This window comes from Bradyrhizobium sp. 76 (genome assembly GCF_023073025.1).
Taxonomy (GTDB): Bacteria; Pseudomonadota; Alphaproteobacteria; order Rhizobiales; family Xanthobacteraceae; genus Bradyrhizobium.
The window spans coordinates 31,958-58,784 of record NZ_JADPIS010000103.1 but is presented as its reverse complement, the minus strand read 5'-3'; the positions used below and the strand labels follow the sequence as shown (position 1 = coordinate 58,784).

The 26,827-nt window shown below is 64.2% G+C and carries 25 protein-coding genes; 19 read left to right on the top strand and 6 right to left on the bottom strand.

Going from position 1 to position 26,827, the window contains the following annotated elements; all coding sequences use genetic code 11:
* Position 1: 1 nt before the first annotated feature.
* Positions 2–394 (bottom strand): group II truncated hemoglobin, encoded by a 393-nt coding sequence (locus tag IVB48_RS26685; protein ID WP_247404478.1) that lies wholly within the window; start codon positions 392–394, stop codon positions 2–4.
* A 12-nt stretch (positions 395–406) separates the two neighbouring features.
* A complete protein-coding gene (locus tag IVB48_RS26680) occupies positions 407–1,315 on the bottom strand; it encodes a helix-turn-helix transcriptional regulator (protein ID WP_247357600.1) in 909 nt (302 codons plus the stop codon).
* Between the two features lie 169 nt (positions 1,316–1,484).
* Here IVB48_RS26680 and IVB48_RS26675 point away from each other — a divergent pair, with 169 nt between their 5' ends.
* From IVB48_RS26675 to boxB, 4 genes are all read left to right on the top strand, one after another.
* Positions 1,485–3,026, top strand: coding sequence for a benzoate-CoA ligase family protein (locus tag IVB48_RS26675; protein ID WP_247404475.1), 1,542 nt, complete (start codon positions 1,485–1,487; stop codon positions 3,024–3,026).
* Between the two features lie 143 nt (positions 3,027–3,169).
* Positions 3,170–3,988, top strand: coding sequence for an alpha/beta hydrolase (locus IVB48_RS26670; protein ID WP_247404472.1), 819 nt, complete (start codon positions 3,170–3,172; stop codon positions 3,986–3,988).
* 81 nt (positions 3,989–4,069) lie between these two features.
* On the top strand, positions 4,070–5,758 hold the full coding sequence (gene boxC, locus IVB48_RS26665) for a 2,3-epoxybenzoyl-CoA dihydrolase (RefSeq protein ID WP_247404469.1): 1,689 nt from the start codon (positions 4,070–4,072) through the stop codon (positions 5,756–5,758).
* A 110-nt stretch (positions 5,759–5,868) separates the two neighbouring features.
* Entirely contained in the window at positions 5,869–7,305 is a 1,437-nt protein-coding gene (gene boxB / locus IVB48_RS26660) for a benzoyl-CoA 2,3-epoxidase subunit BoxB (RefSeq protein WP_247405436.1), read from the top strand.
* A 128-nt stretch (positions 7,306–7,433) separates the two neighbouring features.
* Here boxB and IVB48_RS26655 read toward each other — a convergent pair whose 3' ends face one another.
* Both IVB48_RS26655 and IVB48_RS26650 read right to left on the bottom strand, forming a co-directional pair.
* A complete protein-coding gene (locus tag IVB48_RS26655; RefSeq protein ID WP_247404466.1) occupies positions 7,434–8,234 on the bottom strand; it encodes an SDR family oxidoreductase in 801 nt (266 codons plus the stop codon).
* Positions 8,235–8,358: 124 nt separating this feature from the next.
* Positions 8,359–9,417 (bottom strand): polysaccharide deacetylase family protein, encoded by a 1,059-nt coding sequence (locus IVB48_RS26650; RefSeq protein ID WP_247404461.1) that lies wholly within the window; start codon positions 9,415–9,417, stop codon positions 8,359–8,361.
* A gap of 164 nt (positions 9,418–9,581) precedes the next feature.
* Here IVB48_RS26650 and IVB48_RS26645 point away from each other — a divergent pair, with 164 nt between their 5' ends.
* The 10 genes from IVB48_RS26645 to phoB all read left to right on the top strand — a co-directional run bounded on the left by IVB48_RS26645 (position 9,582) and on the right by phoB (position 19,491).
* On the top strand, positions 9,582–10,976 hold the full coding sequence (locus IVB48_RS26645) for an OmpA family protein (protein WP_247404458.1): 1,395 nt from the start codon (positions 9,582–9,584) through the stop codon (positions 10,974–10,976).
* A gap of 2 nt (positions 10,977–10,978) precedes the next feature.
* On the top strand, positions 10,979–11,281 hold the full coding sequence (locus tag IVB48_RS26640; RefSeq protein ID WP_247404454.1) for a hypothetical protein: 303 nt from the start codon (positions 10,979–10,981) through the stop codon (positions 11,279–11,281).
* A gap of 451 nt (positions 11,282–11,732) precedes the next feature.
* Complete coding sequence (locus IVB48_RS26635; RefSeq protein WP_247404451.1) at positions 11,733–12,788, top strand: lysylphosphatidylglycerol synthase domain-containing protein; 1,056 nt, start codon at positions 11,733–11,735, stop codon at positions 12,786–12,788.
* A 33-nt stretch (positions 12,789–12,821) separates the two neighbouring features.
* Positions 12,822–14,120, top strand: coding sequence for an ATP-binding protein (locus tag IVB48_RS26630; RefSeq protein ID WP_247404448.1), 1,299 nt, complete (start codon positions 12,822–12,824; stop codon positions 14,118–14,120).
* A 143-nt stretch (positions 14,121–14,263) separates the two neighbouring features.
* Positions 14,264–15,277, top strand: coding sequence for a phosphate ABC transporter substrate-binding protein PstS (gene pstS, locus IVB48_RS26625; protein WP_106941486.1), 1,014 nt, complete (start codon positions 14,264–14,266; stop codon positions 15,275–15,277).
* 98 nt (positions 15,278–15,375) lie between these two features.
* On the top strand, positions 15,376–16,365 hold the full coding sequence (pstC, locus tag IVB48_RS26620) for a phosphate ABC transporter permease subunit PstC (RefSeq protein WP_247405433.1): 990 nt from the start codon (positions 15,376–15,378) through the stop codon (positions 16,363–16,365).
* 4 nt (positions 16,366–16,369) lie between these two features.
* On the top strand, positions 16,370–17,215 hold the full coding sequence (gene pstA / locus IVB48_RS26615) for a phosphate ABC transporter permease PstA (protein WP_018456065.1): 846 nt from the start codon (positions 16,370–16,372) through the stop codon (positions 17,213–17,215).
* Complete coding sequence (gene pstB, locus IVB48_RS26610; protein ID WP_027565896.1) at positions 17,212–18,033, top strand: phosphate ABC transporter ATP-binding protein PstB; 822 nt, start codon at positions 17,212–17,214, stop codon at positions 18,031–18,033. Before pstA ends, pstB begins: the two co-directional genes overlap by 4 nt.
* Positions 18,034–18,043: 10 nt before the next feature.
* Complete coding sequence (gene phoU / locus IVB48_RS26605; protein WP_018456067.1) at positions 18,044–18,760, top strand: phosphate signaling complex protein PhoU; 717 nt, start codon at positions 18,044–18,046, stop codon at positions 18,758–18,760.
* 23 nt (positions 18,761–18,783) lie between these two features.
* Positions 18,784–19,491, top strand: coding sequence for a phosphate regulon transcriptional regulator PhoB (phoB, locus tag IVB48_RS26600; protein WP_007597871.1), 708 nt, complete (start codon positions 18,784–18,786; stop codon positions 19,489–19,491).
* Positions 19,492–19,734: 243 nt separating this feature from the next.
* Here phoB and IVB48_RS26595 read toward each other — a convergent pair whose 3' ends face one another.
* Positions 19,735–20,247, bottom strand: coding sequence for a GcrA family cell cycle regulator (locus tag IVB48_RS26595; RefSeq protein WP_007597869.1), 513 nt, complete (start codon positions 20,245–20,247; stop codon positions 19,735–19,737).
* 455 nt (positions 20,248–20,702) lie between these two features.
* On the opposite strand from IVB48_RS26595, the gene IVB48_RS26590 reads away from it, so the two are divergent.
* The 3 genes from IVB48_RS26590 (at position 20,703) to IVB48_RS26580 (ending at position 24,097) form a co-directional block, all read left to right on the top strand.
* The gene (locus tag IVB48_RS26590) at positions 20,703–21,905 is read left to right on the top strand and encodes an aspartate aminotransferase family protein (RefSeq protein ID WP_247404445.1); all 1,203 of its coding nucleotides are present in this window, start codon (positions 20,703–20,705) and stop codon (positions 21,903–21,905) included.
* A complete protein-coding gene (gene argF, locus IVB48_RS26585; RefSeq protein ID WP_247404443.1) occupies positions 21,905–22,852 on the top strand; it encodes an ornithine carbamoyltransferase in 948 nt (315 codons plus the stop codon). The genes IVB48_RS26590 and argF overlap by 1 nt, the downstream gene beginning before the upstream one ends.
* A 237-nt stretch (positions 22,853–23,089) precedes the next feature.
* Positions 23,090–24,097 (top strand): Hsp33 family molecular chaperone, encoded by a 1,008-nt coding sequence (locus IVB48_RS26580; RefSeq protein ID WP_027514423.1) that lies wholly within the window; start codon positions 23,090–23,092, stop codon positions 24,095–24,097.
* A 57-nt stretch (positions 24,098–24,154) separates the two neighbouring features.
* Here the strand turns inward: IVB48_RS26580 and apaG are convergent, their stop codons facing one another.
* Complete coding sequence (gene apaG / locus IVB48_RS26575; protein ID WP_106941285.1) at positions 24,155–24,559, bottom strand: Co2+/Mg2+ efflux protein ApaG; 405 nt, start codon at positions 24,557–24,559, stop codon at positions 24,155–24,157.
* A 180-nt stretch (positions 24,560–24,739) separates the two neighbouring features.
* Between apaG and IVB48_RS26570 the strand changes: the two genes are divergently transcribed.
* Both IVB48_RS26570 and IVB48_RS26565 read left to right on the top strand, forming a co-directional pair.
* Positions 24,740–26,005, top strand: a complete 1,266-nt coding sequence (locus IVB48_RS26570; protein WP_247285326.1) for an OpgC domain-containing protein — start codon at positions 24,740–24,742, stop codon at positions 26,003–26,005.
* Positions 26,005–26,820, top strand: coding sequence for an SGNH/GDSL hydrolase family protein (locus IVB48_RS26565; RefSeq protein ID WP_247404441.1), 816 nt, complete (start codon positions 26,005–26,007; stop codon positions 26,818–26,820). Before IVB48_RS26570 ends, IVB48_RS26565 begins: the two co-directional genes overlap by 1 nt.
* Positions 26,821–26,827 lie beyond the last annotated feature (7 nt).

Here is a 26,827-nt window from a genome sequence, read left to right as displayed (position 1 = left end):
GCTACCGGTTGCGCATCCAGTCGGCGAGGCCGGACAACGCGCGGTCGAGGTCCTGCCGCGCCGCGGCGTCCACAACGGTCTCCTCGAGCGCGCCGCGCATGCAGAGCATCCACGCGTCGCGCTCGGCATCGCCGATGGCAAAGCCGATGTGGCGCTGGCGCAGCCGTGGATGGCCCTTCTCGACCGAGTAGAGTTTCGGGCCGCCAGTCCACTCAGTGAGATAGCGCTTCAGCACATCCCTGATAAGGTCGAGGTCGTCCGCATGCATCGCGCGGATGATCTTCGCCTCCGGCAGCGTATCCATCCGCTCGTAGAAGCGATCGATCAGTCGATTGATCGTGGCGCTGCCGCCGATACGCTCGAACATGGAGATTGCAACGTCGTCGTCGGTCATGGGAGTTCAGACCTACAGCGCCACGCTGCGCAGCCCAAAGCTGCGCGCCTCGTTTTGCAGCACCGGCCGCACCGCATCGATCAGCCTTGCCGCGGCGGCATCGACGGAGAGTCCCGCCGTGTCCACCACGGCCGTCGCGCGCGCATACAGCGGCTCGCGGCTCAAGAGGATGTTGCGCAGCTCTGCCATAGCTGAGCGGTCGTCGGCCATCGGGCGCAAATCGCCTTGGCGGCGGACGCGGGCCATGTGCTCCTCGGGCTCGGCCTTCAGCCAGATCGTGTAGAACGACGACAGGATCTGGTCGAAGGTCAAGGGCTCCGAGACGATGCCGCCGCCGGTCGCGAGCACCATCAGTTCGTTGCGCGCGAGCAGCTGTTGCAGCGCCGCCTGCTCCATGCGGCGAAAGCCTTCCTGGCCGTAGAGCGCGATGATCTCGGCGACCGAGAGGCCGTTCTGCTGCTCGACCTCCTTGTTGAGCTCGACAAAACTCCAGCCGACCTTCTTCGCCAGCATCCGCCCAAGCGTCGATTTGCCGGCGCCGCGCAGGCCGATCAGCGCGATGCCGCAGAACGGCGCGCGCCGCGGCGCGGAGGCGCTGCCGCCCGCGAGCAGATCCTTGGCTTGCGCGATCTGCGCCGGCGTCGCCTTGCGCAAGAGATCGCGAAACATCTGCCAGTCCGGGGTCGGATCGGCCGAGGGAAGCAGGTCTTCGAGATGCGCGCCCATCGCGTCAGAGACGCGGCGCAGCAGCACGATGGACACATTGCCCTTGCCGCTTTCGAGCTGCGCGATGTAGCGCTCCGATATTCCTGATACCTTGGCGAGCACCTTGCGCGACATGCCGCGTAGCGCGCGCATGTTGCGCACGCGCTGGCCGAGCTGTTCGAGAAATCGGGATTCGGCGTCGGGACTGTCAGTCATGGACTACGGATCATGGGCCTGCTTGAGCGGATGTCTTCTTTTAAAGAGGTCCTGCTTTTAAAGAGGTCCTGCGGCGAGTATTAATGAAACATAGTGCCTGCTGGCATTGACAGCAAGCCGATGCGGTGTCTTTCTATGAATTATAATTCTAAATTCAGGGGAGAAGTCCGTGAGCGAGGGATCCTATAACGCGGTGACCTGGCTGCTCGACCGGAACGTCGATGAGGGACGCGGCAACAAGCTCGCCTTCGACGACACCGTCTCACGGCTCACTTATGGCGAGCTCCAGCGCGAAACGCGGCGCGCCGCCAACATGCTGCGCCGGCTCGGTGTCCGCCGCGAAGAGCGCGTGGCGATGATCATGCTGGATACGGTCGACTTCCCGATCGTGTTTCTGGGCGCGATCCGCGCCGGCATCGTGCCGGTACCGCTCAACACGCTGCTGACATCAGATCAATACGCCTACATCCTCGCAGACTGCCGCGCGCGCGTGCTGATCGTCTCGGAAGCGCTCTATCCCGTGATCAAGGACGTCGTCGGCCGCATGCCGGATCTCGAGCATGTCGTGGTCTCCGGCGCCAAGCAGAATGGCCACAAGCAGCTTGCCGAGGAGATTGCGGACGAGAGCGACCGGTTCACCACCGCCGCGACGCATCCGGATGAGCCGGCGTTCTGGCTCTACTCGTCAGGCTCGACCGGCATGCCCAAGGGCGTGCGTCACATCCATTCGAACATGCAGGCGACCGCGGAAACTTATGCGAAGCAGGTGCTCGGCATCCGCGAGAACGACGTTTGTCTTTCCGCGGCAAAGCTGTTCTTCGCCTATGGTCTCGGCAATGCGTTGACCTTTCCGATGTCGGTCGGCGCCACCGTGGTACTCAACGGCGAACGGCCGACGCCGGCGCGCATGTTCGATCTGATGAACCGCTACAATCCCTCGATCTTCTACGGCGTGCCGACCCTGTTCGCGGCGATGCTCAATGACGAGGCGATGAAGAGCGAGCGCGGCGGCCGCGCCTTGCGCATCTGCACCTCGGCCGGCGAGGCGCTGCCGGAATCCGTCGGCAACAGCTGGAAAGCGCGCTTCAACGTCGACATCCTCGATGGCGTCGGCTCGACCGAGCTGTTGCACATCTTCCTGTCGAACGCGCCCGGCGACATCAAGTACGGCTCCTCCGGCAAGCCAGTGCCGGGCTACGCGGTGCGGCTCGTCAACGAGGCGGGACAGGATGTCGCCGACGGCGAGGTCGGCGAACTGCTGGTCGATGCGCCTTCCGCCGGCGAGGGCTACTGGAACCAGCGCCACAAGAGCCGCCGCACGTTCGAGGGACCATGGACCCGCACCGGCGACAAATATGTCAGGGATGCCGAGGGCCGCTACACCTTCTGCGGCCGCGCCGACGACATGTTCAAGGTCTCCGGCATCTGGGTCTCGCCGTTCGAGGTCGAGAGCGCGCTGATTACGCATCCAGCCGTGCTGGAAGCCGCGGTCGTGCCCGAAGCCGATCCGGAAGGTCTGCTGAAGCCGAAGGCCTTCGTCGTGCTGCGCCCCGGCGCGACGACGACGGGCCTGCAGGAGATGCTCAAGGACCACGTCAAGCAGAAGATCGGCCCATGGAAATATCCGCGCTGGATCGACGTGGTGGACTCGCTGCCGAAGACGGCGACGGGCAAGATCCAGCGGTTCAAGCTGCGGGACGGGACGAATTGACAACAGGTCGTCATGGCCGGGCAAAAGTGCGAAGCGCGTCTTGAGCAAAGCGTCCCGGCCATCCACGCGCGACCGCGATTGAGGAGCGACGTGGATGCCCGGGTCAAGCCCGGGCATGACGACGGAGAAGGACGGACGAAGAAATGACTCTCACTCCCACCGGCTTCCTCAGCATCGGCAACGCCAGCCTCGAATACAAATGGCTGGCGCCGCAATCCGCCGATGCACCCACCATCGTCATGCTGCACGAAGGCCTCGGCTCCGTCGGCCTCTGGGGCGACTTCCCCGAGAAGCTGCAGCAAGCCACCTCCGCCGGCATCTTCGCCTATTCTCGCGCGGGCTATGGCCAGTCGAGCAAGGTCGCGTTGCCGCGGCCGCTCGACTACATGCAGCGCGAGGCCCTGGACGTGCTGCCGAAGGTGCTCGATGCGATCGGCTTCAGGCGCGGCCTGCTGCTCGGCCATTCCGACGGCGCGTCGATCGCGACGATCTATGCCGGCGCGCATCAGGATCATCGCCTGAACGGCCTCATGCTGATCGCGCCGCATTTCATCGTCGAGGACATCTCGGTGAAGTCGATTGCGGACATCAAGACCACCTTCGAGACCACCGACCTGAAGGCAAAGCTCGCGCGCTGGCACAAGGACGTCGACAACGCCTTCTACGGCTGGAATGCCGCCTGGCTCGATCCGAAATTCCGCGACTGGGATATCTCGGAATATCTCGCCTATATCCGCGTCCCCGTCATGATCCTGCAGGGCGCGGACGACCAATATGGGACATTGCGTCAGGTCGAGATCGCGCAGCAAGAATGCTATTGCCCGGTCGATTTGAAAGTCATTTCAGGCGCGGCGCATTCTCCCCACCGCGAAGCTCCGGGACAGACGCTTGACGCGATTGAGCAATTTGCAGCAGCTTCGCTGCGCGAAGACATGAAACAAAATGCATGTTCGGTCGCTTAACGGGTAGACGCGCGCGAAAATGTGCATTATTGTGCATCTAACACGACAGCCAAAACGCGTAATCAAGCTCAAGGGTGGCCCATGGCCGGGGAAGATCGGCGCCTCGCAGGCGGCGCGACATTCATCGATTTCCAGACCGAGCCGTCCCGCTACCGGCACTGGAAGCTCGCGATCGACGGTGACGTCGCTACCCTGACCATGGACGTCGATGAGAACGGCGGCCTGTTCGAGGGCTATCTGCTCAAGCTCAATTCCTACGATCTCGGCGTCGACATCGAGCTTGCCGACGCGGTCCAGCGCCTGCGCTTCGAGCACCCCGAGGTGAAGGTCGTGGTGATGCGCTCGGCCAAGAACCGCGTGTTCTGCGCCGGCGCCAACATCCGCATGCTCGCGGGCTCGACGCATGCCCACAAGGTCAATTTCTGCAAGTTCACCAACGAGACCCGCAACGGCATGGAAGACTCGTCGGAGAATTCCGGCCAGCGCTTCATCACCGTCGTGAACGGCTCGGCCGCCGGCGGCGGCTATGAGCTCGCGCTCGCCACCGACTACATCATGCTCGCCGATGACGGCGCGTCCGCCGTCGCCTTGCCCGAAGTGCCGCTGCTCGCCGTGCTGCCGGGCACCGGCGGCCTCACGCGTGTGGTCGACAAGCGCAAGGTGCGCCGCGATCACGCCGATTTCTTCTGCACCATCGAAGAAGGCGTGAAGGGCAAGCGCGCCGTGCAATGGCGCCTGGTCGACGAGATCGCGCCGAACAGCAAGCTCGAAGGCAAGGTTGCCGAGCGCGCGAGGGAATTCGCCGAGGCCTCGAAGCGCAAGGGCAGCGGCAAGGGCATCGCGCTGACGCCGCTCAAGCGCATCATCGATGAGACCAGCATCCGCTATGGCTTTGTCAGCGTCGACATCGACCGCGCGGCACGCATCGCCACGATCTCGATCAAGGCGCCTGAAGCCGCGCCGCCCGCTGACATCGACGGCATGATGGCGCAGGGTGTCGCGTTCTGGCCGCTCCAGGTCGCGCGCGAACTCGATGACGCCATCCTGCATCTGCGCATCAACGAGCTCGAGATCGCCATGCTGGTGTTCAAGAGCCATGGCGACCGCGCCCATGTGCTCGCCTGCGACGCCTTCCTCGAAGCCAACAAGGCGCACTGGCTGGTCAACGAAATCAGGCATTACTGGAAGCGCGTCTTGAAGCGCATCGACGTCACCTCGCGCACGCTGGTGACGCTGGTCGAGCCCGGCTCCTGCTTCGCCGGCACGCTCGCCGAACTCGTCTTCGCCGCCGACCGCTCCTACATGCTGATCGGCACGCGCCAGGGCGACAACCGCCCGCCGCCGTCGATCGAACTGTCAGCGCTGAATTTTGGCCCTTATCCGATGAGCCATGGCCTGACGCGGCTTCAGTCGCGCTTCCAGGCCGATCCAGCCGATGTGGAACGCGCGGAAGCCACGATGGGCACCGCGTTGGACGCCGAGCAGGCCGAAGAGCTCGGTCTCGTCACCTTCGCGCTCGACGACATCGACTGGGACGACGAGGTCCGCGTATTCCTGGAGGAGCGCGCCAGCTTCTCGCCCGACAGCCTCACCGGCATGGAAGCGAACCTGCGCTTCGTCGGCCCCGAGACGATGGAATCGAAAATCTTCTCGCGCCTCACCGCGTGGCAGAACTGGATCTTCCAGCGCCCGAACGCGGTCGGTGAGGAAGGCGCGCTGCGCCGCTACGGCAGCGGCCAGAAGCCGAAATTCGATATGACGCGAGTCTAGCGAGTGGGGAGTGGCGAAGGGCGAATAGGGATTTCCATTCGCTACTCGCCACTCGCCATTCGCACCCTTTAAACGAGTAAGTCCCCCACGGGAGGTCCTCCATGAACATCATGAACGTCGACTACTCGACCAAGATTCCGAACAACGTCAATCTGGCCGAAGACCGCCAGGTGCTCAAGGCGCTGGAAGGCTGGCATCCCGGCTACATGGACTGGTGGAAAGACATGGGGCCGGAAGGCTTCCAGGAATCGCTGGTGTACTTGCGGACCGCCTATTCGGTCGATCCGCGCGGCTGGGCCAAGTTCGACTACGTGCGGATGCCCGAGTATCGCTGGGGCATTCTCCTTGCTCCCCAGGAAGAGAGCCGCGTCGTGCCGTTCGGCGAGCATTTTGGCGAGCCGGCCTGGCAGGAAGTCCCGGGTGAATATCGCGCCATGCTGCGCCGTCTGATCGTGATCCAGGGCGACACCGAGCCTGCCTCCGTGGAGCAGCAGCGCCACCTCGGCAAGACCGCGCCCTCGCTATACGACATGCGCAACCTGTTCCAGGTCAATGTCGAGGAAGGCCGTCACCTCTGGGCGATGGTGTACCTGCTGCAAAAGTACTTTGGCCGCGACGGACGTGAAGAGGCTGACGATTTGTTGCGCCGCCGCTCGGGTGACGCTGATTCGCCACGCATGCTGGGCGCCTTCAACGAGGCGACGCCGGACTGGCTGTCCTTCTTCATGTTCACCTATTTCACCGACCGCGACGGCAAGATGCAGCTGCACTCGCTAGCGCAGTCCGGCTTCGATCCCCTGTCGCGCACCTGCCGCTTCATGCTGACGGAAGAAGCGCACCACATGTTCGTCGGCGAGACCGGCATCACCCGCGTCGTGCAGCGCACCTGCGATGCGATGCGGGAAGCCGGCATCACCGATCCCACCGACATCGCGAAGGTCCGCGCGCTCGGCGTGATCGATCTGCCGACCATCCAGAAGAAGCTGAACCTGCACTATACGCTGTCGCTCGATCTGTTTGGCTCGGAAGTCTCGACCAACGCGGCGAACGCCTTTAACACCGGCATCAAGGGCCGCTATCACGAGACCCAGATCGACGACGATCATCAGCTCAAGAACGCGACCTATCCGGTGCTGAAGTTCATCGATGGCGAGATCAAGCTGGTGGACGAGCCGGCGCTGACCGCGCTCAACATGCGCCTGCGCGACGATTACAGCCAGGATTGCGTCAAGGGCATGCTGCGCTGGAACAAGGTGATCTCGACCTCCGGCTATCAATTCCAGCTCAAGCTGCCCAACGTCGCATTCCATCGCCATATCGGCGAGTTCAAGAGCATCCACGCGACGCCGGATGGTCTTCTGATCGACGACGCCACCTGGGCTAAGCGCAAGGACGAATGGCTGCCATCGACCGCCGACGGCGACTTCATCACCTCGCTGATGCAGCCCGTCACTGAGACCGGCCAGTTCGCCTCCTGGATCTCGCCGCCGAAAGTCGGCATCGACAACAAGCCCGGCGATTTCGAGTATGTGAGGATCGAGTCGTAAGGGCTGCCAGCGAGGCGCGACGGCCGCGCTACATACTCACCTGTCGTCCCGGCCTTGTGCGCAATTGCGCACTAGGCCGGGACGGCACTGGAGTGTGAGGTGAGGGCGTCGTGCTGACGCGCCCCCGCCTACCCCGCGATCTCCAGGCCCGCGTTCGCGTACACCACGCCGCCATCCACCGCGATGGTGTTGCCGACCACGTAGTCACCGGCGCGCGAGGCGAGATAGATCGCTACGCCGGCCATGTCCTCGTCGGTTCCGATCCGCCGCGCCGGAATGCGCTTGGCGACCTCGTCCGAATGGTCGCGCGCAGCCCGGTTCATGTCGGACTTGAACGCGCCGGGCGCGATCGCGGTGACGTTGATGTTGTCCTTGATCAGTTTCGTCGCCATGCGCCGCGTCAAATGGATCACCGCGGCCTTGCTCGCAGCATAGGAGTAGGTCTCGCCGGGATTGACGAAGATGCCGTCGACCGAGGCAATGTTGATGACCTTGGCGGGCCGCTCATGCGAAGCCGCCGCGCGCAGCGGCTTGGCCAGCGCCTTGGTCAGGAAGAACAGCGACTTGACGTTGAGATCCATCACCTTGTCCCAGCCGCTTTCGGGGAATTCATCGAACTCCGCGCCCCAGGCAGCCCCGGCATTGTTGACGAGGATGTCGAGCTTCGGCTCCAGCTTGATGATTTCGCCAGCGAGCCTGTCGCAGCCGTCGACGGTCGAGATGTCGATCGGCAGTGCGATGCACTCTCCGTCATACTGTGCGGAGAGCTCGTTCGCGGTCGCCTCGCAAGGCCCGGCCTTGCGCGCGGTGATGTAGACCTTCGCGGCCCCTGCGCTGAGAAATCCCGCCGCGATCATCTTGCCGATGCCGCGCGAACCGCCGGTCACCAGCGCGACGCGGCCTTTGAGCGAGAACAGATCGTTGAACATGGTGCCTCCCTTGGTTTGCGCCGGTTGTGAGCGGGGTGGGGAGGGGAGTCAAGGAAGGCGCCGCATCATCGTCCTGGCTTTCGCCAGGACCACGTCTGAGTTCGGGCAGCGAAGACGGAGAGATTTAAGCCGCCGCGATCCTGCGGAAGCCGTTCCACATCGCGGTCGCGGCGCCCGAGGTCAGCACCGGCAGAATCCGCGTGTCCTGGTAATTGCCGTTGAGCGAGACCCGTGGCAGCGCGGTCATGTGGCCGGCGTTTTCGGCGAACAGCATGCCGGGTCGCGTCGTCACCGCGGTCTTGAAACCGGCGGATGCAGCGAGCACGAATTCACGCTCGCCCGCCGCCTCGCGATCGCCATAGGGATAGGCAAGATGCTGGACATTGCGGCCGAGTGCCTGCTCGATCCGGGCGCGGCTCACGGCCATCTCCTGCGTGGCGATCGCTTCGCTTTGCTTGGCGAGATTGCAATGGCTGACAGAATGCGCGCCGATCGTGACCAGGGGATCGGCGGCAAATGTCTTCACCTCGTCCCAGGACAGGCAGAGGCTGCGGCACAGCGCGGCCATGTCGACGCCGTACTTCGTGCAGAGCGCCTCGATCTCGCGCTTGAGATCGTGCTCGCCGGGCAATGCGCGCAACCAGTCGTGCAGACGGTCGAACGCCGCCTGCTTGGCGGCTGGCGTCGTCGCATCGAGCCGCAGCGCGGCATTGCCGATTGTCACCTCGATCTGCTCGGTCTTGGCGATCACGGCCTCCAGCGCCTCCCACCACAGCCGACCCGTGCCCTCCGCGAAATCGCTGGCGACATAGACCGCCAGAGGCGCGTCAAATTCGCGCAGAACCGGCAGCGCAAAATCGAGATTGTCGCGATAGCCATCGTCGAGCGTGAAGGCGGCGAAGCGGCGGTCGAACCGGCGCTGCACCAGCCGCTCATGCAACTCGTCCATGCTGACGATGTCGATCTCACGCGAGCGCAGATGGCACAGGGTCGCGCGCAGGAATTCGGGGGTGACTTCGAGATGCCGGTTCGGCTGAAACGCTGCGACGCGGGCCGGCCGCACGTGATGCAGCATGAAAATGGCGCCGACGCCCGACAAAAGCGGGCGCAACAGGTGGTGGGCGCCGCTGAAATAGAGTGCTTCCAGTCCGGCGCGGATGACGTTGTTACGAAGTTGTTTCATGACCCGCTGGCGGACTTTGGCATTCCGCCTTCAACTTACGGAAGAACCCTTGAAGAAAAAGTTATTCCAATTGTCCACGCCCGGCCTTCGGAAGGGCGTCATTTCCGGTTTGACAGCCCGCCAAGGGTTTGTTTTGTCTCCGGTTCCAGAGTTCGGGTCGTCGAATGCAGAAGCTTTTCAGGTGGGCCAGCAAATGGTGGCCGGGGCTCATCCCCTTGGCCGTCATGTGGGGATTTGCGGCCTGGAATAACACTTTGCCGGTCGAGGCGGACCTTTCCGCCCGCAGCTCGGCGGCGCTAAAGGATACCGTTCTGGACAAGACCCGGATCGCGGTGGACGGCCGCGACGTCGGCCTGGCTGCGGAGGCCTTTTCCGAGGAGGGGCGCCGCGACGCTGTTGTGGCGGTCGAGACCGTGCCCGGCGTGCGCCTGGTCGACGACCGGACCCGCCTCGTGCCCGAGGCAAAGCCCTTCGTCTGGAACGCCGAACGCGATGTGGTGCGGGTCACGCTGTCGGGCTCCGCGCCCCTGCCGTCGATGAAGGGCCGCCTGACGGAAGCGGCCCGCAAGGAGGTCGCCGGTACCGAGGTGGCCGATCAGATGGGTTTGGCGCGCGGCGCACCGCTGCGGTTCGAGGCGGCTGCGATGCTGCTGCTCGACCAGATCGGCAAGCTCAAGGACGGCAAGATCACGATCACAGACACCAAAGTCACTCTGTCGGGCATGGCGCGCGATCTCGGCGGCCGCGAAGCGGTCGCAGCGGCGCTGAAAAACCTGCCCGAGGGCTTTTCGATCGCCGCCAACGACGTCAAGGCGCCGCCTTACGTCTTCCAGGCCTACAAGGATCCGGTGGCCGCGACGGTGACGCTGACCGGCTATGTGCCCGACAACAATGTCCACGCGGCCATCGCCACCAGCGCGTCGCGGAAATTCTTCAACGAAAAGGTCGTCGACAATCTCAAGGCCAGCGTCGGCGCGCCCGGCGCCTTCAGTCCCGCCGTGGTCGCAGCGCTCGGCGCGCTGTCGCGACTGTCGACCGGCACGCTCGTTGTGTCCGACCGCGAGGTGAAGCTGTCGGGCGATGCGCTCTATGAAGGTGCCGCCAACGACATCCGCGCAGGCCTCGGCAAGGACTTTCCGAAAAACTGGCAATACAAGCCGGAAATCACGGTGAAACCCGCAGCCGGTCCGGTCGACGGCACCGTGTGCCAGCAATTGTTCTCCGAGCTCTTGGCCAAGGCCAAGATTCGCTTCGGGGCGAAGCGCGCCGAGATCGATCCGGATTCCGCCGGCATTCTCGATCATCTGATCGAGACGGCATTGCGATGTCCTACCACCAATATCGAGGTCGCCGGGCATACCGATGCCGACGGCGAGGATTCCTTCAACCAGGCACTCTCGGAGAAGCGCGCGCAGGCGGTGATCGACTATCTGGTCAAGGCCGGCCTGCCTGCCAGCCGCTTCACCGCGGTCGGCTACGGCAGCACGCAGCCGGTTGCCGGCAATGACAGCGAAGACGCCAAGGCGCAGAACCGCCGCATCGAATTTCTGGTGAGGTGACGATGCCCTATCTCGTCTCGTTCCATCTGGGCTGGCTGATCAGCTCGCTGCTGCTCGGCTTCTGCATGGGCTGGATCTCGGTGGTCCAACGCGGCAACGGCACCTCGAAGGTGACCGCGCGCTGGCTCGCCGTGCTTGTTGCCGGCCTGGTCGCGGCATCACTCGCGCATGTGGTCCCCGGCCGCTTCGGCTACTGGCTCGACCTCGGCCTGATCATGTTCGCCTGCTACCTCGTCGGCGGCGCCATCGGCGCCTGGCTGCGCGACCGGGTGGTCTCGCGCACCGCGCCGCCTGCCGTTCTGTGATGTTGCCGTGCACACTGACTGCGGACGTCAGGAGCACGGCTGCGCGGCCTTCCCGGCCCATCGAAAACCGTGAACAAACGCTCCGGCCACCCCTCTTTCAACAGGCGGGGGCGGCCCATAGATTGACGTCGGCTTAAGCCGTGACGGAACATTGTGCGGTCGAAATCATCAAAACTTCATGGCCACTGCGCAGGATTGCCATGGAGATTCGCGTCACTCTTGCCGCCGAAAGCGCCAAACCGTGCATCAGGAGCCCGCAACCCTGCCTAAAATATTGAAGGCACGAGTTTTTGTTCGAATTGCCGAATTCCACTCCGCCCGGAAACGCGCTAGTGGAGGGATAGCGGGTATGCGCGATGCCGGGACCGGCAGCGAGGGTTCGTCGGGTGCCTGCGTGTCGCCCGCCTGTTCGCTGGCCACCCTGGCCGCTGAAGCGTTGTTCGAGGTCTAGATGCTGGAAGCCATACGCAGGGCGATGTCGTTTCTGCGCCAGAAGCAAATCCTGCATAAGCTTGGAGTTGTGATCAGCGTCGCGGTCATCGGCATCGCTTGCTATGTGCTCTACCACATGCTGCGCGGCATCGATGTCAACGAAGTCCTCGAGGCGATCAAGAGCACCGAGCCGAGCCAGATTGCGCTGGCGGCTTTGTTCGTCGCCGCGGGCTATTTCACGCTGACCTTCTACGACCTGTTCGCCGTGCGCGCGATCGGCCACCCCCACGTGCCCTATCGCATCAACGCGCTCGCCGCCTTCACCAGCTATTCGATCGGCCACAATGTCGGCGCCAGCGTCTTCACCGGCGGCGCGGTGCGCTACCGCATCTATTCCGCCTACGGCCTGAACGCGATCGATGTCGCAAAGATCTGCTTCCTCGCGGGCCTGACCTTCTGGCTCGGCAATGCCGCGGTGCTGGGCCTCGGCATCTCCTATCATCCGGAGGCCGCGGCCTCGATCGACATGCTTCCGCCCTGGCTGAACCGGATGCTGGCGATGATGATCATCGTCGGGCTGGTCGCTTACGTGGTCTGGGTCTGGACCCAGCCGCGGATGGTCGGCCGCGGGCCCTGGACCGTGATGCTGCCGGGCGGCCCGCTGACCCTGCTCCAGATCGCGATCGGCATCATCGATCTCGGCTTCTGCGCGCTCGCGATGTACGTGCTGGTCCCGGACGAGCCCAATCTCGGCTTCGTGGTGGTCGCGGTGATCTTCGTCTCGGCCACGCTGCTCGGCTTTGCCAGCCATTCGCCCGGAGGCCTTGGTGTGTTCGACGCGGCGATGCTGGTCGGGCTCTGGCAGATGGACCGGGAGGAGCTGCTGGGTGGGATGCTGCTGTTCCGCGTCCTCTATTATCTGTCCCCTTTCGTCATTTCTGTAATCTTGCTGACGTTTCGCGAAGTTATCATCGGCGCACGATCGAAACGCCTGCAGCAGGCGGCGCTCAAGCTCGACCCCGGCCCCGCACCTGAAGCCGCTTACGTGAGAAAGCGCAGCGACAGCGGCGCCTGACCGGCGCAAGGTCCTTTGGAGAAGCCCGCCCCGATGGCGATCGACGCCCCATCTTCTCCCTCCTCCCAGCCCTGGTCCGACCGGCTGCGGCACTCGACCGTCATCCTGATCGCCGCGGCGCTCGCGCTGTCGGTGGTGGTCTCGCTGGGCGAATTGTCGGCGCTGCATGCGATCGCGGTGTTGCTCTGCATCGCGGCCGCAGCGCTGATCCCGTGGCGCCTGCACGATACCGCCGCCTCGCGCGAAGAGACCCGCGGCGTCAACCCGGTTGAGAGCGCGGCGGTGGCCGCTGTTATCGCCGGCATGCCCGATCCCGCGGTGCTGCTCGACCGCGCCGGCCGCGTCATCCATCTCAACGCCGCAGCCGCCCAGCTCGCGCCGGCGCTGCGCCGGAATGAGCTCGCTCAGTTCGCGCTGCGCTCGCCCGAGATCATCACGGCGCTGCGCGAGTCGATCGCGACCACCGAGCCGCGGCGCGCCACCTATCTCGACCATGTCCCGGTCGATCGCTGGATGGAGCTGACCATCACGCCGGTGCCGGTGCCGACCGCCTTCGGCGGCGCCGACAAATGCATGCTGATGACCTTCCACGACCAGACGCCGCTGCGCCGGGTCGAGGAGATGCGGGCCGATTTCGTCGCCAATGCCAGTCACGAGCTGCGCACCCCGCTGGCCGCGCTGTCCGGCTTCATCGACACGCTCCAGGGCCAGGCCAAGGACGATCCCAAGGCGCGCGAGCGCTTCCTCGGCATCATGCACAACCAGGCCACCCGGATGGCGCGTCTGATCGACGATCTGCTGTCGCTGTCGCGGGTGGAGCTGTCGGCCCATGTGCGGCCCGACACCCTGGTCGACCTGCTGCCGATCATCTTGCAGGTCGCCGACGGGCTCGAGCCGCTGGCCCGGGAACGCCAGGTCGAGGTCGAGACCCAGCTGCCTGAGACCCCGGTGCTGATCGCGGGCGACCGTGAGGAGCTGCTCCGCCTGTTCGAGAATTTGATCGAGAACGCGCTCAAATACGGCGCCTCGGGCGGTCGTGTCATCGTGTCGCTGACGTCCAGTTCCGCCCCTGATGGAACTCAGGAAATCCGGGTCTTGGTCCGGGATTTCGGCCCCGGCATCGCGCCGGAACATTTGCCGCGGCTGACGGAGCGGTTCTACCGGGTCGATGTCGGCGACAGCCGCTCGCAGGGCGGCACCGGCCTCGGATTATCGCTGGTGAAACATATTCTTAACCGCCATCGCGGCCGGCTTTTGATCGAAAGCGTGCCCAAGCAGGGCGCCACTTTCGCTGCCTGTTTCCCCCAGAGCAAGCCTGCGGCTCTGAGCTAAATTCCAGCGATTTCAGCTGCTTAACACTGTCATCCGACTGTCACCAAACCTTCGTAAAAGCTCAGCTGTCCGCTCCTAAAGGGGCGGCACGGGGAGCGCGATCGGGCGCGGATGGCGCTTCGCTCCCCTGTATGGAGACCAGCATGAATTTCCTCAAAACACTCGTCGCTGCTGGCATGGTCGCCGCATCGACGACGGCGGCCTTTGCTGCCGACATCACCGGTGCCGGTGCGACGTTCCCGTTCCCGATCTATTCCAAATGGGCCGATGCCTACAAGAAGGAGACCGGCAACGGTCTGAACTACCAGTCGATCGGCTCCGGTGGCGGCATCAAGCAGATCCAGGCCAAGACCGTTACCTTCGGCGCGAGCGACGCGCCGCTCAAGGCCGAGCAGCTCGAGAAGGACGGCCTCGTCCAGTGGCCGATGGTGATGGGTGCCATCGTTCCCGTGGTCAACATCGAGGGCGTGAAGCCCGGTGAGATGGTGTTCGACGGCGAGACGCTGGCCAGCATCTATCTCGGCAAGATCACCAAATGGGACGACGCCGCGATCAAGAAGCTGAACCCGAACGTGAAGCTGCCCTCGGAGGCCATCACCGTGGTCCGCCGTTCGGACGGTTCGGGCACCACCTTCAACTTCACCAACTACCTCGCCAAGGCCAGCGCGGACTGGAAGAGCAAGGTCGGTGAGGGTACCGCCGTCGAGTGGCCGGTTGGCGTCGGCGCCAAGGGCAACGAAGGCGTGTCCGGCAACATCAGCCAGACCAAGAACTCGATCGGCTATGTCGAGTACGCCTATGCCAAGCAGAACAAGCTGACCTACACCGGTCTCGTCAACAAGGCCGGCAAGCCGGTGCAGCCGACCGTCGAAGCGTTCCAGGCGGCCGCCGCCAACGCCGACTGGGCCAAGGCTCCCGGCTACTACGTCATCCTGACCGACCAGCCCGGCGAGAAGTCGTGGCCGATCACGGCGGCAACCTTCATCCTCATGCACAAGGACGCCACCGACAAGGCGGCCTCGCAGGAAGCCATCAAGTTCTTCCGCTGGGCCTTCAAGAGCGGCGGCAAGGCGGCTGAAGAGCTCGACTACATCCCGATGCCGGACCCGGTCGTTCAGCTGATCGAGAAGACCTGGGCTGCCGACATCAAGAGCTAGGCTCGCGACGCTCGTGCCCCGGATGCGCTGCGCCGCATCCGGGGCACGGACCAACAAAAAACGTATACTATTTGGTACAGGGGACCGGCGTGGCAGAGATGGCCGTTCAGAGCGATGTAATCGACGACGCCGGACCGTATGATCGCGCCAAGGCCTTGAGCGCGTTCAAGCTCGGCGACGTCACCTTCTACTGGATCACGCGGCTCTCCGCGATCTCGGTGCTTCTGATCCTTGGCGGCATCATCATTTCGCTGATCGTCGGCGCCTTCCCGGCGATGAAGGAATTCGGGATCTCCTTCCTGTGGACGCAGCGCTGGGCGCCGTCCGCCGATCCGCCCGTGCTCGGCGCGCACGGGCCGATGTACGGCACGCTCGTCACCTCCTTCATCGCGATGCTGATCGCCATTCCCGTGGGTCTCGGCATTGCGATCTTCCTCACCGAGCTCTGCCCGCAATGGCTGCGCCGCCCGATCGGCATGGCGATCGAGCTGCTCGCCGGCATCCCCTCGATCATCTACGGCATGTGGGGCTTCTTCGTGTTGGGGCCGTTCCTCGCCAACACGTTCCAGCCCTTCATGATCAAGATTTTCGACGGCGTGCCCGTGCTGGGCGCGATCTTCGCGGGTCCCCCGTCCTATCTCAGCCTGTTCAATGCCGCGTTGATCCTCGCCATCATGGTGCTGCCCTTCATCACCTCGATTTCGGTCGACGTGTTCAAGACGGTGCCGCCGGTGCTGAAGGAAGCCGCCTACGGCGTCGGCTGCACCACCTGGGAGGTCGTCCGCAGCGTGGTGATCCCCTACACCCGCGTCGGCGTCATCGGCGGCGTCATGCTGGCGCTGGGCCGCGCGCTCGGCGAGACCATGGCGGTGACCTTCATTATCGGCAACTCGTTCCGGATCTCGTCGTCGATCTTCGCGCCGGGCACCACGATCTCGGCGGCGATCGCATCCGAGTTCGCCGAGAGCGACGGCCTGCACCAGTCCGGCCTGATCCTGCTCGGCCTCCTGCTGTTCGTGCTGACCTTCTTCGTGCTCGCGGCGGCGCGGCTGATGCTGATGCGGCTGGAAAAGAAGGCGGGGAACTGACGCCATGAATCCGATCTATTCACGCCGCCGCCGCAAGGACATCGTCGTCCGCGGGCTCTGCATCGCCGCAACCGCCTTCGGTGTCACCTGGCTCGCGCTGATCCTGATTACGCTGCTCTACAACGGACTGGCCGGACTCAATGTCCAGCTGTTCACCGAGAACACGCCGCCACCGGGATCGAACGAGGGCGGACTGCTCAACGCCATCGTCGGCTCTCTGATCATGACCGTGATCGGCGTCGGCATCGGCGCGCCGCTCGGCATGTTCGCCGGCACCTATCTCGCCGAATACGGCCGCAATGACCGGCTGACCTCGGTGATCCGCTTCATCAACGACATCCTGCTCTCGGCACCCTCGATCATCATCGGCCTGTTCATCTACGGCGCGGTGGTGGTGCCGATGCGCGGCTTCTCGGCGATCGCGGGCTCGCTCGCGCTCGCGGTCATCGTGATCCCGGTGGTGCTGCGTACGACCGAGGACATGCTGCTGCTGGTGCCGAACGCGTTGCGCGAGGCGGCCTCGGCGCTCGGCCTGCCGCGTTCGCTGGTGATCAAGCGGATCGCTTATCGCGCTGCCCGTTCGGGCCTCATCACCGGCGTGCTGCTCGCGACCGCCCGCGTCGCCGGTGAAACCGCGCCGCTGCTGTTCACCGCGCTGTCGAACCAGTTCTTCAGCCTCGGCCTGAACAAGACGATGGCGAACCTGCCGGTGACCATCAACAACTTCGTGCAGAGCCCCTATGCCTATTGGAAGCAGCTGGCCTGGAGCGGCGCGCTGCTCATCACCCTGACCGTTCTTGCCCTTAATATTTTCGCGCGCATCCTTGGCGCCGAGAGGACCGCAAAATGAGTGATCTTTCCGTATCGATGAGCGCGTCAGGTGGACTGCCGCACGCGGCAGTGCTGCCGGAGGCGCCCCCCAAGGTGACCGTGCGCAACCTGAACTTCTATTACGGCGAGCACCATGCGCTGAAGAACATCAACCTGACGCTCGGCGCCAACCGTGTCACGGCGTTCATCGGTCCGTCAGGCTGCGGCAAGTCGACCCTGCTGCGCATCTTCAACCGGATGTACGACCTCTATCCCGGTCAGCGCGCCACCGGTCAGCTCATGCTCGACCAGACCAACATCCTCGACGGCAAGCTGGACCTCAATCTGCTGCGCGCCCGCGTCGGCATGGTATTCCAGAAGCCCACGCCGTTCCCGATGACGATCTACGAGAACATCGCGTTCGGCATCCGTCTCTATGAGAAGATCTCGAAGTCCGAGATGGACGGCCGCGTCGAGAAGGCGCTGCGCGGCGGCGCGCTGTGGAACGAGGTCAAGGACAAGCTCAACGCCTCCGGCCTGTCGCTCTCCGGCGGCCAGCAGCAGCGCCTCTGCATCGCCCGCACCGTCGCGGTGCGGCCCGAGGTGATCCTGTTCGACGAACCCTGTTCGGCGCTCGACCCGATCTCGACCGCCAAGGTCGAGGAGCTGATCCAGGAGCTGTCCGAGGATTACACGATCGCGATCGTCACCCACAACATGCAGCAGGCGGCGCGCGTCTCCGACAAGACCGCCTTCATGTATCTCGGCGAGTTGATCGAGTTCGACGACACCAGCAAGATCTTCACGTCGCCGTCCGACCGGCGCACGCAGGATTACATCACCGGCCGGTTCGGCTAGGAGACGCGACATGGGTTCTGAACATACCGCAAAGGCCTTCGACACCGACCTCCAGGAACTCACGCGCCTGGTCGCCGAGATGGGGGGTATCGCCGAGCGCATGATCGTCGAGTCCGTCGACGCATTGATCCGCCGCGACGTCCCGCTCGGCCAGCGCGTCGTCGCCATCGACACCGAGCTCGACGCGCTGCAGAAGCGCATCGAGGAGCGCGCGGTGTTGACCATCGCCCGCCGCCAGCCGATGGCGGTCGATCTGCGCGAGATCGTCGGCGCCATGCGCGTCGCGACCGATCTCGAGCGCATCGGCGACCTCGCCAAGAACATGGGCAAGCGCGTCGCAGCGCTGGAGACGGACTTCCATCCACTCAAGCTGTTCCGTGGCCTCGAGCACATGACCGACCTCGTGCAGCAGCAGGTCAAGTCGGTGCTGGACGCTTATGCCGCGCATGATTTGCCAGCGGCGATGGCGGTGTGGAAGGGTGACGAGGAAGTCGACGCCATCTGCACCTCGCTGTTCCGCGAGCTCCTCACCTACATGATGGAGGATCCGCGCAACATCTCGTTCTGTATTCACCTGATGTTCTGCGCCAAGAACATCGAGCGGATCGGCGACCACGCCACCAACATCGCCGAGACCGTGTTCTACATGATCGAGGGCCAGGCGATCACCGACAAGCGGCCGAAGGGCGACATGACGACCTTCGCCAACACGGTACCGAACACCTGAAGACTTAAGGGAGCGACGACCCGATGGGCGCACGCATTATGGTGGTTGAGGACGAGGAAGCCCTGACCGAGCTTCTCCGCTACAACCTCGAAGGCGACGGCTATGACGTCGAGACGGTGATGCGCGGCGACGACGCCGACACCCGCCTCAAGGAGCACATCCCCGATCTGATCGTGCTCGACTGGATGCTGCCGGGCCTGTCAGGCATCGAATTGTGCCGGCGGCTTCGCACCCGTCCCGAGACCAAGCAGCTCCCGATTATCATGCTCACCGCGCGCGGCGAGGAGAGCGAGCGGGTGCGGGGTCTTGCGACCGGCGCCGACGATTACATCGTCAAGCCATTCTCGGTGCCGGAGCTACTGGCGCGCGTGAAAGGCCTGCTGCGGCGCGCAAGCCCGGAGCGGCTCGCCACCGTCCTCGCTTTTGGCGACATCGAACTCGACCGCGACAAGCGCCGCGTGGCGCGCTCGGGCCGGCCGATCGATCTCGGTCCGACCGAATATCGCCTGCTGGAGTTCTTCCTGGAGCACCCGGGACGGGTGTTCTCGCGCGAGCAACTGCTCGACAGCGTCTGGGGCCGCGACATCTATATCGACGAGCGCACCGTCGACGTGCATATCGGCCGCCTGCGCAAGCTGCTCAATCTCGGCCGCGAGCAGGACCCGATCCGCACCGTCCGCGGGGCCGGTTACGCGCTGGATGATCGGTTTGCGAAGGCGGAGCAGGTGTAGGGTTGCAGCTTTGTTTCTTGGCAAGCTGTCCCCGAATTCTTCGACGTCGTCCCGGACGAGCGAGCGAAGCGAGCGCTGATCCGGGACCCATAACCACCGAACGTGGTTTGGCGAAGACTCGGAGTGACCCCTTTCGCGCAACAACCGCGCGCTCCGAGTATGGGTCCCGGCCCCCGTGCGCATTGCGCACTAGGCCGGGACGACACGGAAATTGAACCTTCTTCGCGCGACGACTTGCCGTAATTACCGCGGGCCCGGCTTCACCGGTGCGCGGCGCCGATCCGACGCCGGCTGGTAAGCGACGCGCGAGTGCTGGGCGCAATAGGGCAGGCCGGACAGCGCCCGTCCACCGCAGAAGAAGAAGTCCGGGCTCGAGGGATCGCCGACCGGCCAGTGGCAGGTCGCCTCGTTCAATTCCAGCAGCGACAGCCGCTGGCTCATCGGCACCACGTTGTCATAGGTGACCGGATCCGGCTCAGCCTCGACCTCGAAGGCCTGCGCCAGCGCGGTGTTGCCGCGCGAGATCGGGCGGCTCACCCGCATCATGTGCTGCGCGGGGCGCGCCTTGCGCGGCCGCGGCGCTGCCGACGAAGGGCTCTTGGCGCGGCCCGAAAGGCCGAGCCTGTGCACTTTGCCGATCACGGCATTGCGGGTCACATTGCCGAGCTCCGCCGCGATCTGGCTGGCCGAAAGTCCGGCCTCCCAGAGCTTTTTCAGCTGCTCGACGCGATCATCGGACCAGGTCAAAACCGTCATTGCACCCTTTCCCTCGCTGCGCGCCCGCCATCCTGGGGCCTCGCAGCGAATGCCTAAGCCTTCAAAAACCCGTGCCGCCAGAATCCCTTAAGGCTCGCCGGGCGCGTCTTGAACGCCCGAACGTTTACGCCGGTACATAAGGACTTAAAGATCAGAACCACTGCACGAGATGTCGTATCTGACAATCCAAACGCTACAATATGGCGTGACTCCCGCGCAAGAGTCCGCCGACTCGCTTCCACATGTTCCGTGACTAAATCCCGCAAAATCGGCACCGCAAGACTACGGATTCAGCGTTTCGCGAGGCTTTCCGGGCGGCATTGACACCCGTTTCACCAGGCCTAAGATAGTCGCGCGTGCCGCCCTCAAGAGGCGGCACGTTTCGTTTTCCGGGCCGGTCGATGGTGCGTTGCGCAATGCACGCTCACACCGTCCGCAACATTCAAGTGACCGTCATGACTAACAGCGCAGCGCCGCATTTGCTCCCCGTTTTCGCCAGGTCCGACCTCGGTTTCGAGCGTGGCGAAGGCTGCTGGCTGATCGCGACCAATGGCGAGCGCTATCTGGACTTCACCTCCGGCGTTGCGGTGAATGCGCTCGGCCATGCCCATCCGGCGCTGGTCGCGGCGTTGCAGGAGCAGGCCACGAAGCTCTGGCACATGTCGAACCTGTTCCAGAGCCCGGACGGCGAAAAGCTCGCCGCGCGCCTGTGCAATGAAAGTTTCGCGGAGTTCGTGTTCTTCTGCAATTCCGGCGCCGAAGCGCTGGAATGCGTGATCAAGGTCGTGCGCCGTTATCACGCCGCGAAGGGCCATCCCGACCGCTATCGCATGATCACCTTCGAAGGCGCCTTCCATGGCCGCACGCTGGCGACACTTGCCGCGACGGGTTCGGCAAAATATCTCGAAGGTTTCGGCCCCCCGATGGAGGGCTTCGACCAAGTTGCGCATGGCGATCTCGACGCGGTGAAAAAGGCGATCGGTCCGCAGACCGCCGGAATCCTGATCGAGCCGATCCAGGGCGAGGGCGGTGTGCGTTCGGCAACGCCCGCCTTCCTGAGGGCGTTGCGCCAGCTCTGCGACGAGAAGGGTCTGTTGCTCGCCTTCGACGAGGTGCAAACCGGCATGGGCCGCACCGGCGATCTGTTCGCGTACCGCCGCCTTGGCGTCGAACCCGACGTGATGTCGCTGGCCAAGGCGCTCGGCGGCGGCTTCCCGATCGGCGCCTGCCTTGCGACCGCGGAAGCGGCATCCGGCATGACGCCGGGCTCGCACGGCTCGACCTTCGGCGGCAATCCGCTCGCGATCTCGGCTGCGAATGCCGTGCTCGACGTCATGCTCAAGCCCGGCTTCTTCGATCACGTGCAGAGGATGTCGCTGCTGCTCAAGCAGAAGCTCGCCTCCGTGATCGACCGTCATGGCGATGTCGTCAGCGAAGTGCGCGGCGAGGGCCTCCTGATCGGCATCAAGGCCGTGGTGCCTTCCGGCGATCTCGTTGCCGCCTTGCGCGCAGAAAAGCTGCTCACCGTCGGTGCCGGCGACAATGTCGTGCGTTTCCTGCCGCCTTTGATCGTCACCGAAGCCGAGATCGAGGACAGCGTCGGGCGGCTCGAGCGCGCCTGCACCGCGTTATCCGGCAACAAGCGGGCGGCAAGCTGATGAGCAAGTCGCCCGATAATACACACGAGAAAACACCGAAGCACTTCCTCGATATCAACGAGCTGCCGCTGTCGGAGCTCAAGCGCATGCTCGCCGCGTCCACCGCGATGAAGGCGAAGCAGAAGGCGCATCAGCCGGTCAGGCCGCTCGAAGGCAAGACGCTGGCGATGATCTTCGAGCGCCCCTCGACGCGGACGCGGGTGTCTTTCGATGTTGCCATGCGCCAGCTCGGCGGCGAGCCCATCATGCTCACCGGTGCCGAGATGCAGCTCGGCCGCGGCGAGACCATCGCCGACACCGCGCGGGTGCTGTCGCGCTATGTCGACGCGATCATGATCCGCATCCTCAATCACGACGCCCTTCTGGAGCTTGCGGCGAACGCCACCGTGCCCGTCATCAACGGCCTGACGCGGCGTTCGCATCCCTGCCAGGTGATGGCCGACCTCATGACCTACGAGGAACATCGCGGCCCGATCGAGGGCAAGACGGTGGCCTGGACCGGAGACGACAACAACGTGCTGGCGTCCTGGGCGCACGCCGCCGAGCGCTTCAAGTTCCAGCTCAATGTCGCGACACCTCCGGAGCTCGCCCCGAAAAAAGCCATGCGCGACTTCATCAAGGCAACCGGCGCGCCGATCATGCTCGGCACCGATGCCGAAGCCGCCGTGCGTGGGGCCGATTGTGTCGTGACCGACACCTGGGTGTCGATGGGGGACAAGGAAGGCGAGCACCGCCATAACGTGCTCAAGCCCTATCAGGTCAATGCCCAGCTGATGTCGCTGGCCCAGCCCGATGCATTGTTCATGCACTGCCTGCCCGCCCATCGCGGCGAGGAGGTCACCGACGAGGTGATCGACGGTCCGCAATCCGTCGTGTTCGACGAGGCCGAAAACCGCCTGCACGCGCAGAAGGGCATTCTGGCCTGGTGCTTCGACGCGGTGAAGTAGATCGACGCGGCGAGCTAACTTTCCGTCGTCCCGGCGAAGGCCGGGACCCATACCGCGGAATCTCTCTTGTGGCAGATCGGCGGAGGCAACGAGTTTTCGCCAAACCAATATTCGTGGTTATGGGTCCCGGCCTTCGCCGGGACGACACCGAAGTTGCCGTATCATGATCAAACCAGTGTCCAGATGAGCTGCTCCGAACCCCTTCCAATTCCGCCTTCCGACCCCAGATAAAGCGCCATGGTTTCCCAATCCCCTGACATGAAAACCGGGCCCGAAGGCCCGGTTCGCGCGCCATCCGCGGTTCCGATCGATGACGCCGTGCTGCCTTACGAGGTCGACGCGCTCGATGTGCGCGGTCGGCTGGTGCGGCTTGGTCCGGCGCTCGACGAGATCCTGACCAAGCACGATTATCCGGCGCCGGTCGGCAAGCTGCTCGGCGAGGCCATCGTGCTGACCACGCTGCTCGGCTCGGCGCTGAAGTTCGAGGGCCGCTTCATCCTCCAGGCCCAGACCGACGGTCCGGTGTCGTTCCTGGTCGTGGACTATCAGGCGCCGGATCGTCTGCGCGCCTATGCGCGCTACGACGCCGCGCGCCTCGGCGATGCAAAGGATTCCGGCGCGCTGCTGGGGCACGGTCATCTCGCCATGACCATCGACCAGGGCCCCGACATGAGCCGCTACCAGGGCCTGGTCGCGCTCGACGGCGGCAGCCTGGAAGACGCCGCTCACGAATATTTCCTGCGCTCCGAGCAGATCCCGACCCGCGTGCGTCTCGCCGTCGGCGAGGAATGGCGCTCGAACGACGGCGGCAAGCATCGCTGGCGCGCCGGCGGCATGCTGATGCAGTTCCTGCCGAAGGCGCCCGAGCGCGCGCGGCAGGCCGATCTGCATCCCGGCGATGCGCCCGAAGGCGTCGAGGTGCATGCCGTCGCTGAAGACGATGCCTGGGTCGAGGCGCGCTCGCTGATCGAGACCGTCGAAGATGTCGAGCTGATCGATCCGGAGCTGTCCGGCGAGCGGCTGCTCTACCGTCTGTTCCACGAACGCGGCGTGCGCGTGTTCAATCCGCTGCCCTTGAAGGCGCAATGCTCCTGCTCGCGCGACGCGGTGGCATCGATGCTGAAGAGCTTTTCGTCCGACGATCGTGCCGCGATGGTCAAGGACGACAAGGTCGTCGTGACCTGCGAGTTCTGCAGCTCGGTGTACGAGTTCACACCGGACGAGGCGGGCGTCGAGGACGCGTAGCGCGGTGCTGTAGTGCCGGAGGGCGGGTAAAGCGAAGCGTGCCCACCATCTCAGACCCTAATTCAACACCCGCTTGTTGTCCGGGCTGTCCAGCGAGAACGTCGGCACGTCGATCTCGAAGCGCTCGCCGGTTGCGCTGACCATCTGGTAGCGGCCGGTCATGAAGCCCGAGGCGGTCGTGAGCGGCACGCCGGAGGTGTATTCGAAGCGTTCGCCGGGGGCGAGCGTCGGCTGCTCGCCGACGACGCCCTCGCCCTTCACCTCCTGCTGCCGGCCGGTGGCGTCGGTGATGATCCAGTGCCGCGTCTTGAGCTGCACGGTCTCGTCGCCGGAATTGGTGATGACGATGGTGTAGGACCAGAAATAGCGGGAGCGGTCGGCCGACGACTGCTCCGGAACAAAGTTCGGCTCGACGGTCACTTCGATCTGGCGGGTCACGGCGCGGTACATGATTGCCATCATACCGAAATCTGCTCGGGAACCAAACGCCGGAGGCGGTTCTGGCGACATCGTCCCGCCAGAATTCGCAGGGAAGTACACGTCCAAGTGTCTTTGCATGTGATCCGGGCGCTTTGCGAGATGACGGCCGGACCGGTACACTCCTTGCCACGTCGCGATTTGCGGAAGGGTTTTTAGCCCCCGATGACCATTGCCGACCAAGTGACGGGATCGACGATCGCGGGAACCGCCAAACCTGTGGAGGTCAAATCCGCGGGTGCAAAGCCGCGCGCGGCATCGCCGGCCATTTCGCTGCCCGCCATCGGCGAGCGCGAGCTCCGGCTCGACCTGTTCCGCGGCCTGGCACTGTGGCTGATCTTCATCGACCATTTGCCGCCGAGCCTTCTGACCTGGTTCACGATCCGCAATTACGGCTTCAGCGACGCCACCGAGATCTTCATCTTCATCTCCGGCTATACCGCCGCCTTCGTCTACGGTCGGGCGATGCTGGAGTCCGGCATCGTCGTCGCCACCGCGCGCATCCTGCGGCGCGTCTGGCAGATCTATGTCGCCCACGTCTTCCTGTTCACGATCTTCCTTGCCGAAATCTCCTACGTCGCGACCAGGTTCGAGAACCCGCTCTACACCGAAGAGATGGGCATCATGGATTTCCTCAAGCAGCCCGACGTCACGATCGTGCAGGCGCTGCTGCTGCGCTTCCGTCCCGTCAACATGGACGTGCTGCCGCTCTACATCGTGCTGATGCTGGCGCTGCCCTTGATCCTGTGGCTGATGAAATGGCGCCCCGACGTGACGCTCGGCCTCTCCGTCGCGCTCTACGCGGTGACCTGGGAATACGATCTCTATCTGTCGGCCTATCCAAACGGCTTCTGGGCCTTCAATCCCTTCGCCTGGCAATTGCTGTTCGTGTTCGGGGCATGGTGCGCGCTCGGGGGTGCGCGACGGATGTCGCACATTCTCGCTTCGCGGGTGACGATGTGGATCGCGATCGCCTATCTGGTCGCGGCATTCTACGTGACGCTGACCTGGTATGTGCCGCAGCTCTCCCACTTCATGCCGAAGCGGCTCGAGCAGTGGATGTATCCGATCGACAAGGCCGACCTCGACGTGCTGCGCTTCACGCATTTCCTGGCGCTGGCCGCGCTCACCGTGCGCGTCCTGCCCCGGGACTGGCCGGGCCTGAAATCGCCCTGGCTGCGGCCGCTGATCCTGTGCGGCTCGCATTCCCTGGAGATATTCTGTCTTGGCGTCTTCCTAGCCTTTGCCGGCCATTTCATCCTGGCCGAAGTCTCGGGCGGCCCGGTGATGCATGCGCTAATTAGTCTCTCCGGAATCCTGATCATGTGGGCCATGGCCTGGCTGATTTCGTGGTACAAGCGGGTGGCTGACAAGAGCGGTTCGAAAACCAAAAGCGCCGTCGGCAGCGCCGATATGGCGGGAGGGGGCTGATGAAGGCGAAGGTTTTCCTGAGCCTGATCCTGCTGTGCGGTGGTCTCGCCGCGCCTCCGGCGCGTGCGGACGATGCTGCGCCTGCTTCTTCGGCCGCGCCTGCTGCTTCGGCGGCACCTGCTGCTTCAGCCGCGCCCGCAGCCTGCGAATTGCCGTCCTATCTGCTCACCAGCGAAAGCCAGCTTCCCAAGGTCGCCGATGCCATCAAGGCCGGCAAGCCGCTCGAAATCCTGGTCATCGGCAGCCGCTCGACCACGATTCCGGCCTCCGAGGACGCTTCTTATCCGGCGCGGATGCAGGCCATCCTGAAGGAGAAGCTGCCGCCGACCGAGACTGTGCACGTCTCCGTAGAAATACAGAGCAAGAAAACGGCCGAGGAGGCGGCCGCCAGCTTCGTTAAGCTGATGGAAGCAAAAGCGCCTACTTTGGTCATCTGGCAGACCGGGACCGTGGATGCTATTCGAGCCATTGATCCCGACGATTTTCGTGGCGCGGTGACCGAAGGGGTTGTTGCGTTGCAAAAGGCAGGGGCTGACGTCGTCTTGATGAATCTGCAGTACAGTCCGCGTACCGAAACCATGATCTCGGTGCCGCCATACCTCGACAATATGCGGGTGGTGGCGCAGGAGCACGACATTCCGCTGTTCGATCGTTTTGCGATCATGCGGCAGTGGAATGATCAGGGGCAGTTCGACCTGTTCAGCCCGTCGCGCGGGCCCGAGCTGGCGAAACAGGTCCATGATTGCCTTGGCCGGGCGTTGGCACAGTTCGTGATCGACGCTGCCCATCTGGAGCCGGCCCAGCAGCAAAATTGAGGTCTAG

Coding starts and splice junctions, on each gene's coding strand:
- IVB48_RS26685 (WP_247404478.1), bottom strand. CDS start 394: ATGACCGACGACGACGTTGCAATCTCCATGTTCGAGCGTATCGGCGGC.
- IVB48_RS26680 (WP_247357600.1), bottom strand. CDS start 1,315: ATGACTGACAGTCCCGACGCCGAATCCCGATTTCTCGAACAGCTCGGC.
- IVB48_RS26670 (WP_247404472.1), top strand. CDS start 3,170: ATGACTCTCACTCCCACCGGCTTCCTCAGCATCGGCAACGCCAGCCTC.
- boxC (WP_247404469.1), top strand. CDS start 4,070: ATGGCCGGGGAAGATCGGCGCCTCGCAGGCGGCGCGACATTCATCGAT.
- boxB (WP_247405436.1), top strand. CDS start 5,869: ATGAACGTCGACTACTCGACCAAGATTCCGAACAACGTCAATCTGGCC.
- IVB48_RS26655 (WP_247404466.1), bottom strand. CDS start 8,234: ATGTTCAACGATCTGTTCTCGCTCAAAGGCCGCGTCGCGCTGGTGACC.
- IVB48_RS26650 (WP_247404461.1), bottom strand. CDS start 9,417: ATGAAACAACTTCGTAACAACGTCATCCGCGCCGGACTGGAAGCACTC.
- IVB48_RS26645 (WP_247404458.1), top strand. CDS start 9,582: ATGCAGAAGCTTTTCAGGTGGGCCAGCAAATGGTGGCCGGGGCTCATC.
- IVB48_RS26640 (WP_247404454.1), top strand. CDS start 10,979: ATGCCCTATCTCGTCTCGTTCCATCTGGGCTGGCTGATCAGCTCGCTG.
- IVB48_RS26635 (WP_247404451.1), top strand. CDS start 11,733: ATGCTGGAAGCCATACGCAGGGCGATGTCGTTTCTGCGCCAGAAGCAA.
- IVB48_RS26630 (WP_247404448.1), top strand. CDS start 12,822: ATGGCGATCGACGCCCCATCTTCTCCCTCCTCCCAGCCCTGGTCCGAC.
- pstS (WP_106941486.1), top strand. CDS start 14,264: ATGAATTTCCTCAAAACACTCGTCGCTGCTGGCATGGTCGCCGCATCG.
- pstC (WP_247405433.1), top strand. CDS start 15,376: ATGGCCGTTCAGAGCGATGTAATCGACGACGCCGGACCGTATGATCGC.
- pstA (WP_018456065.1), top strand. CDS start 16,370: ATGAATCCGATCTATTCACGCCGCCGCCGCAAGGACATCGTCGTCCGC.
- pstB (WP_027565896.1), top strand. CDS start 17,212: ATGAGTGATCTTTCCGTATCGATGAGCGCGTCAGGTGGACTGCCGCAC.
- phoU (WP_018456067.1), top strand. CDS start 18,044: ATGGGTTCTGAACATACCGCAAAGGCCTTCGACACCGACCTCCAGGAA.
- phoB (WP_007597871.1), top strand. CDS start 18,784: ATGGGCGCACGCATTATGGTGGTTGAGGACGAGGAAGCCCTGACCGAG.
- IVB48_RS26595 (WP_007597869.1), bottom strand. CDS start 20,247: ATGACGGTTTTGACCTGGTCCGATGATCGCGTCGAGCAGCTGAAAAAG.
- IVB48_RS26590 (WP_247404445.1), top strand. CDS start 20,703: ATGACTAACAGCGCAGCGCCGCATTTGCTCCCCGTTTTCGCCAGGTCC.
- argF (WP_247404443.1), top strand. CDS start 21,905: ATGAGCAAGTCGCCCGATAATACACACGAGAAAACACCGAAGCACTTC.
- IVB48_RS26580 (WP_027514423.1), top strand. CDS start 23,090: ATGGTTTCCCAATCCCCTGACATGAAAACCGGGCCCGAAGGCCCGGTT.
- apaG (WP_106941285.1), bottom strand. CDS start 24,559: ATGATGGCAATCATGTACCGCGCCGTGACCCGCCAGATCGAAGTGACC.
- IVB48_RS26570 (WP_247285326.1), top strand. CDS start 24,740: ATGACCATTGCCGACCAAGTGACGGGATCGACGATCGCGGGAACCGCC.
- IVB48_RS26565 (WP_247404441.1), top strand. CDS start 26,005: ATGAAGGCGAAGGTTTTCCTGAGCCTGATCCTGCTGTGCGGTGGTCTC.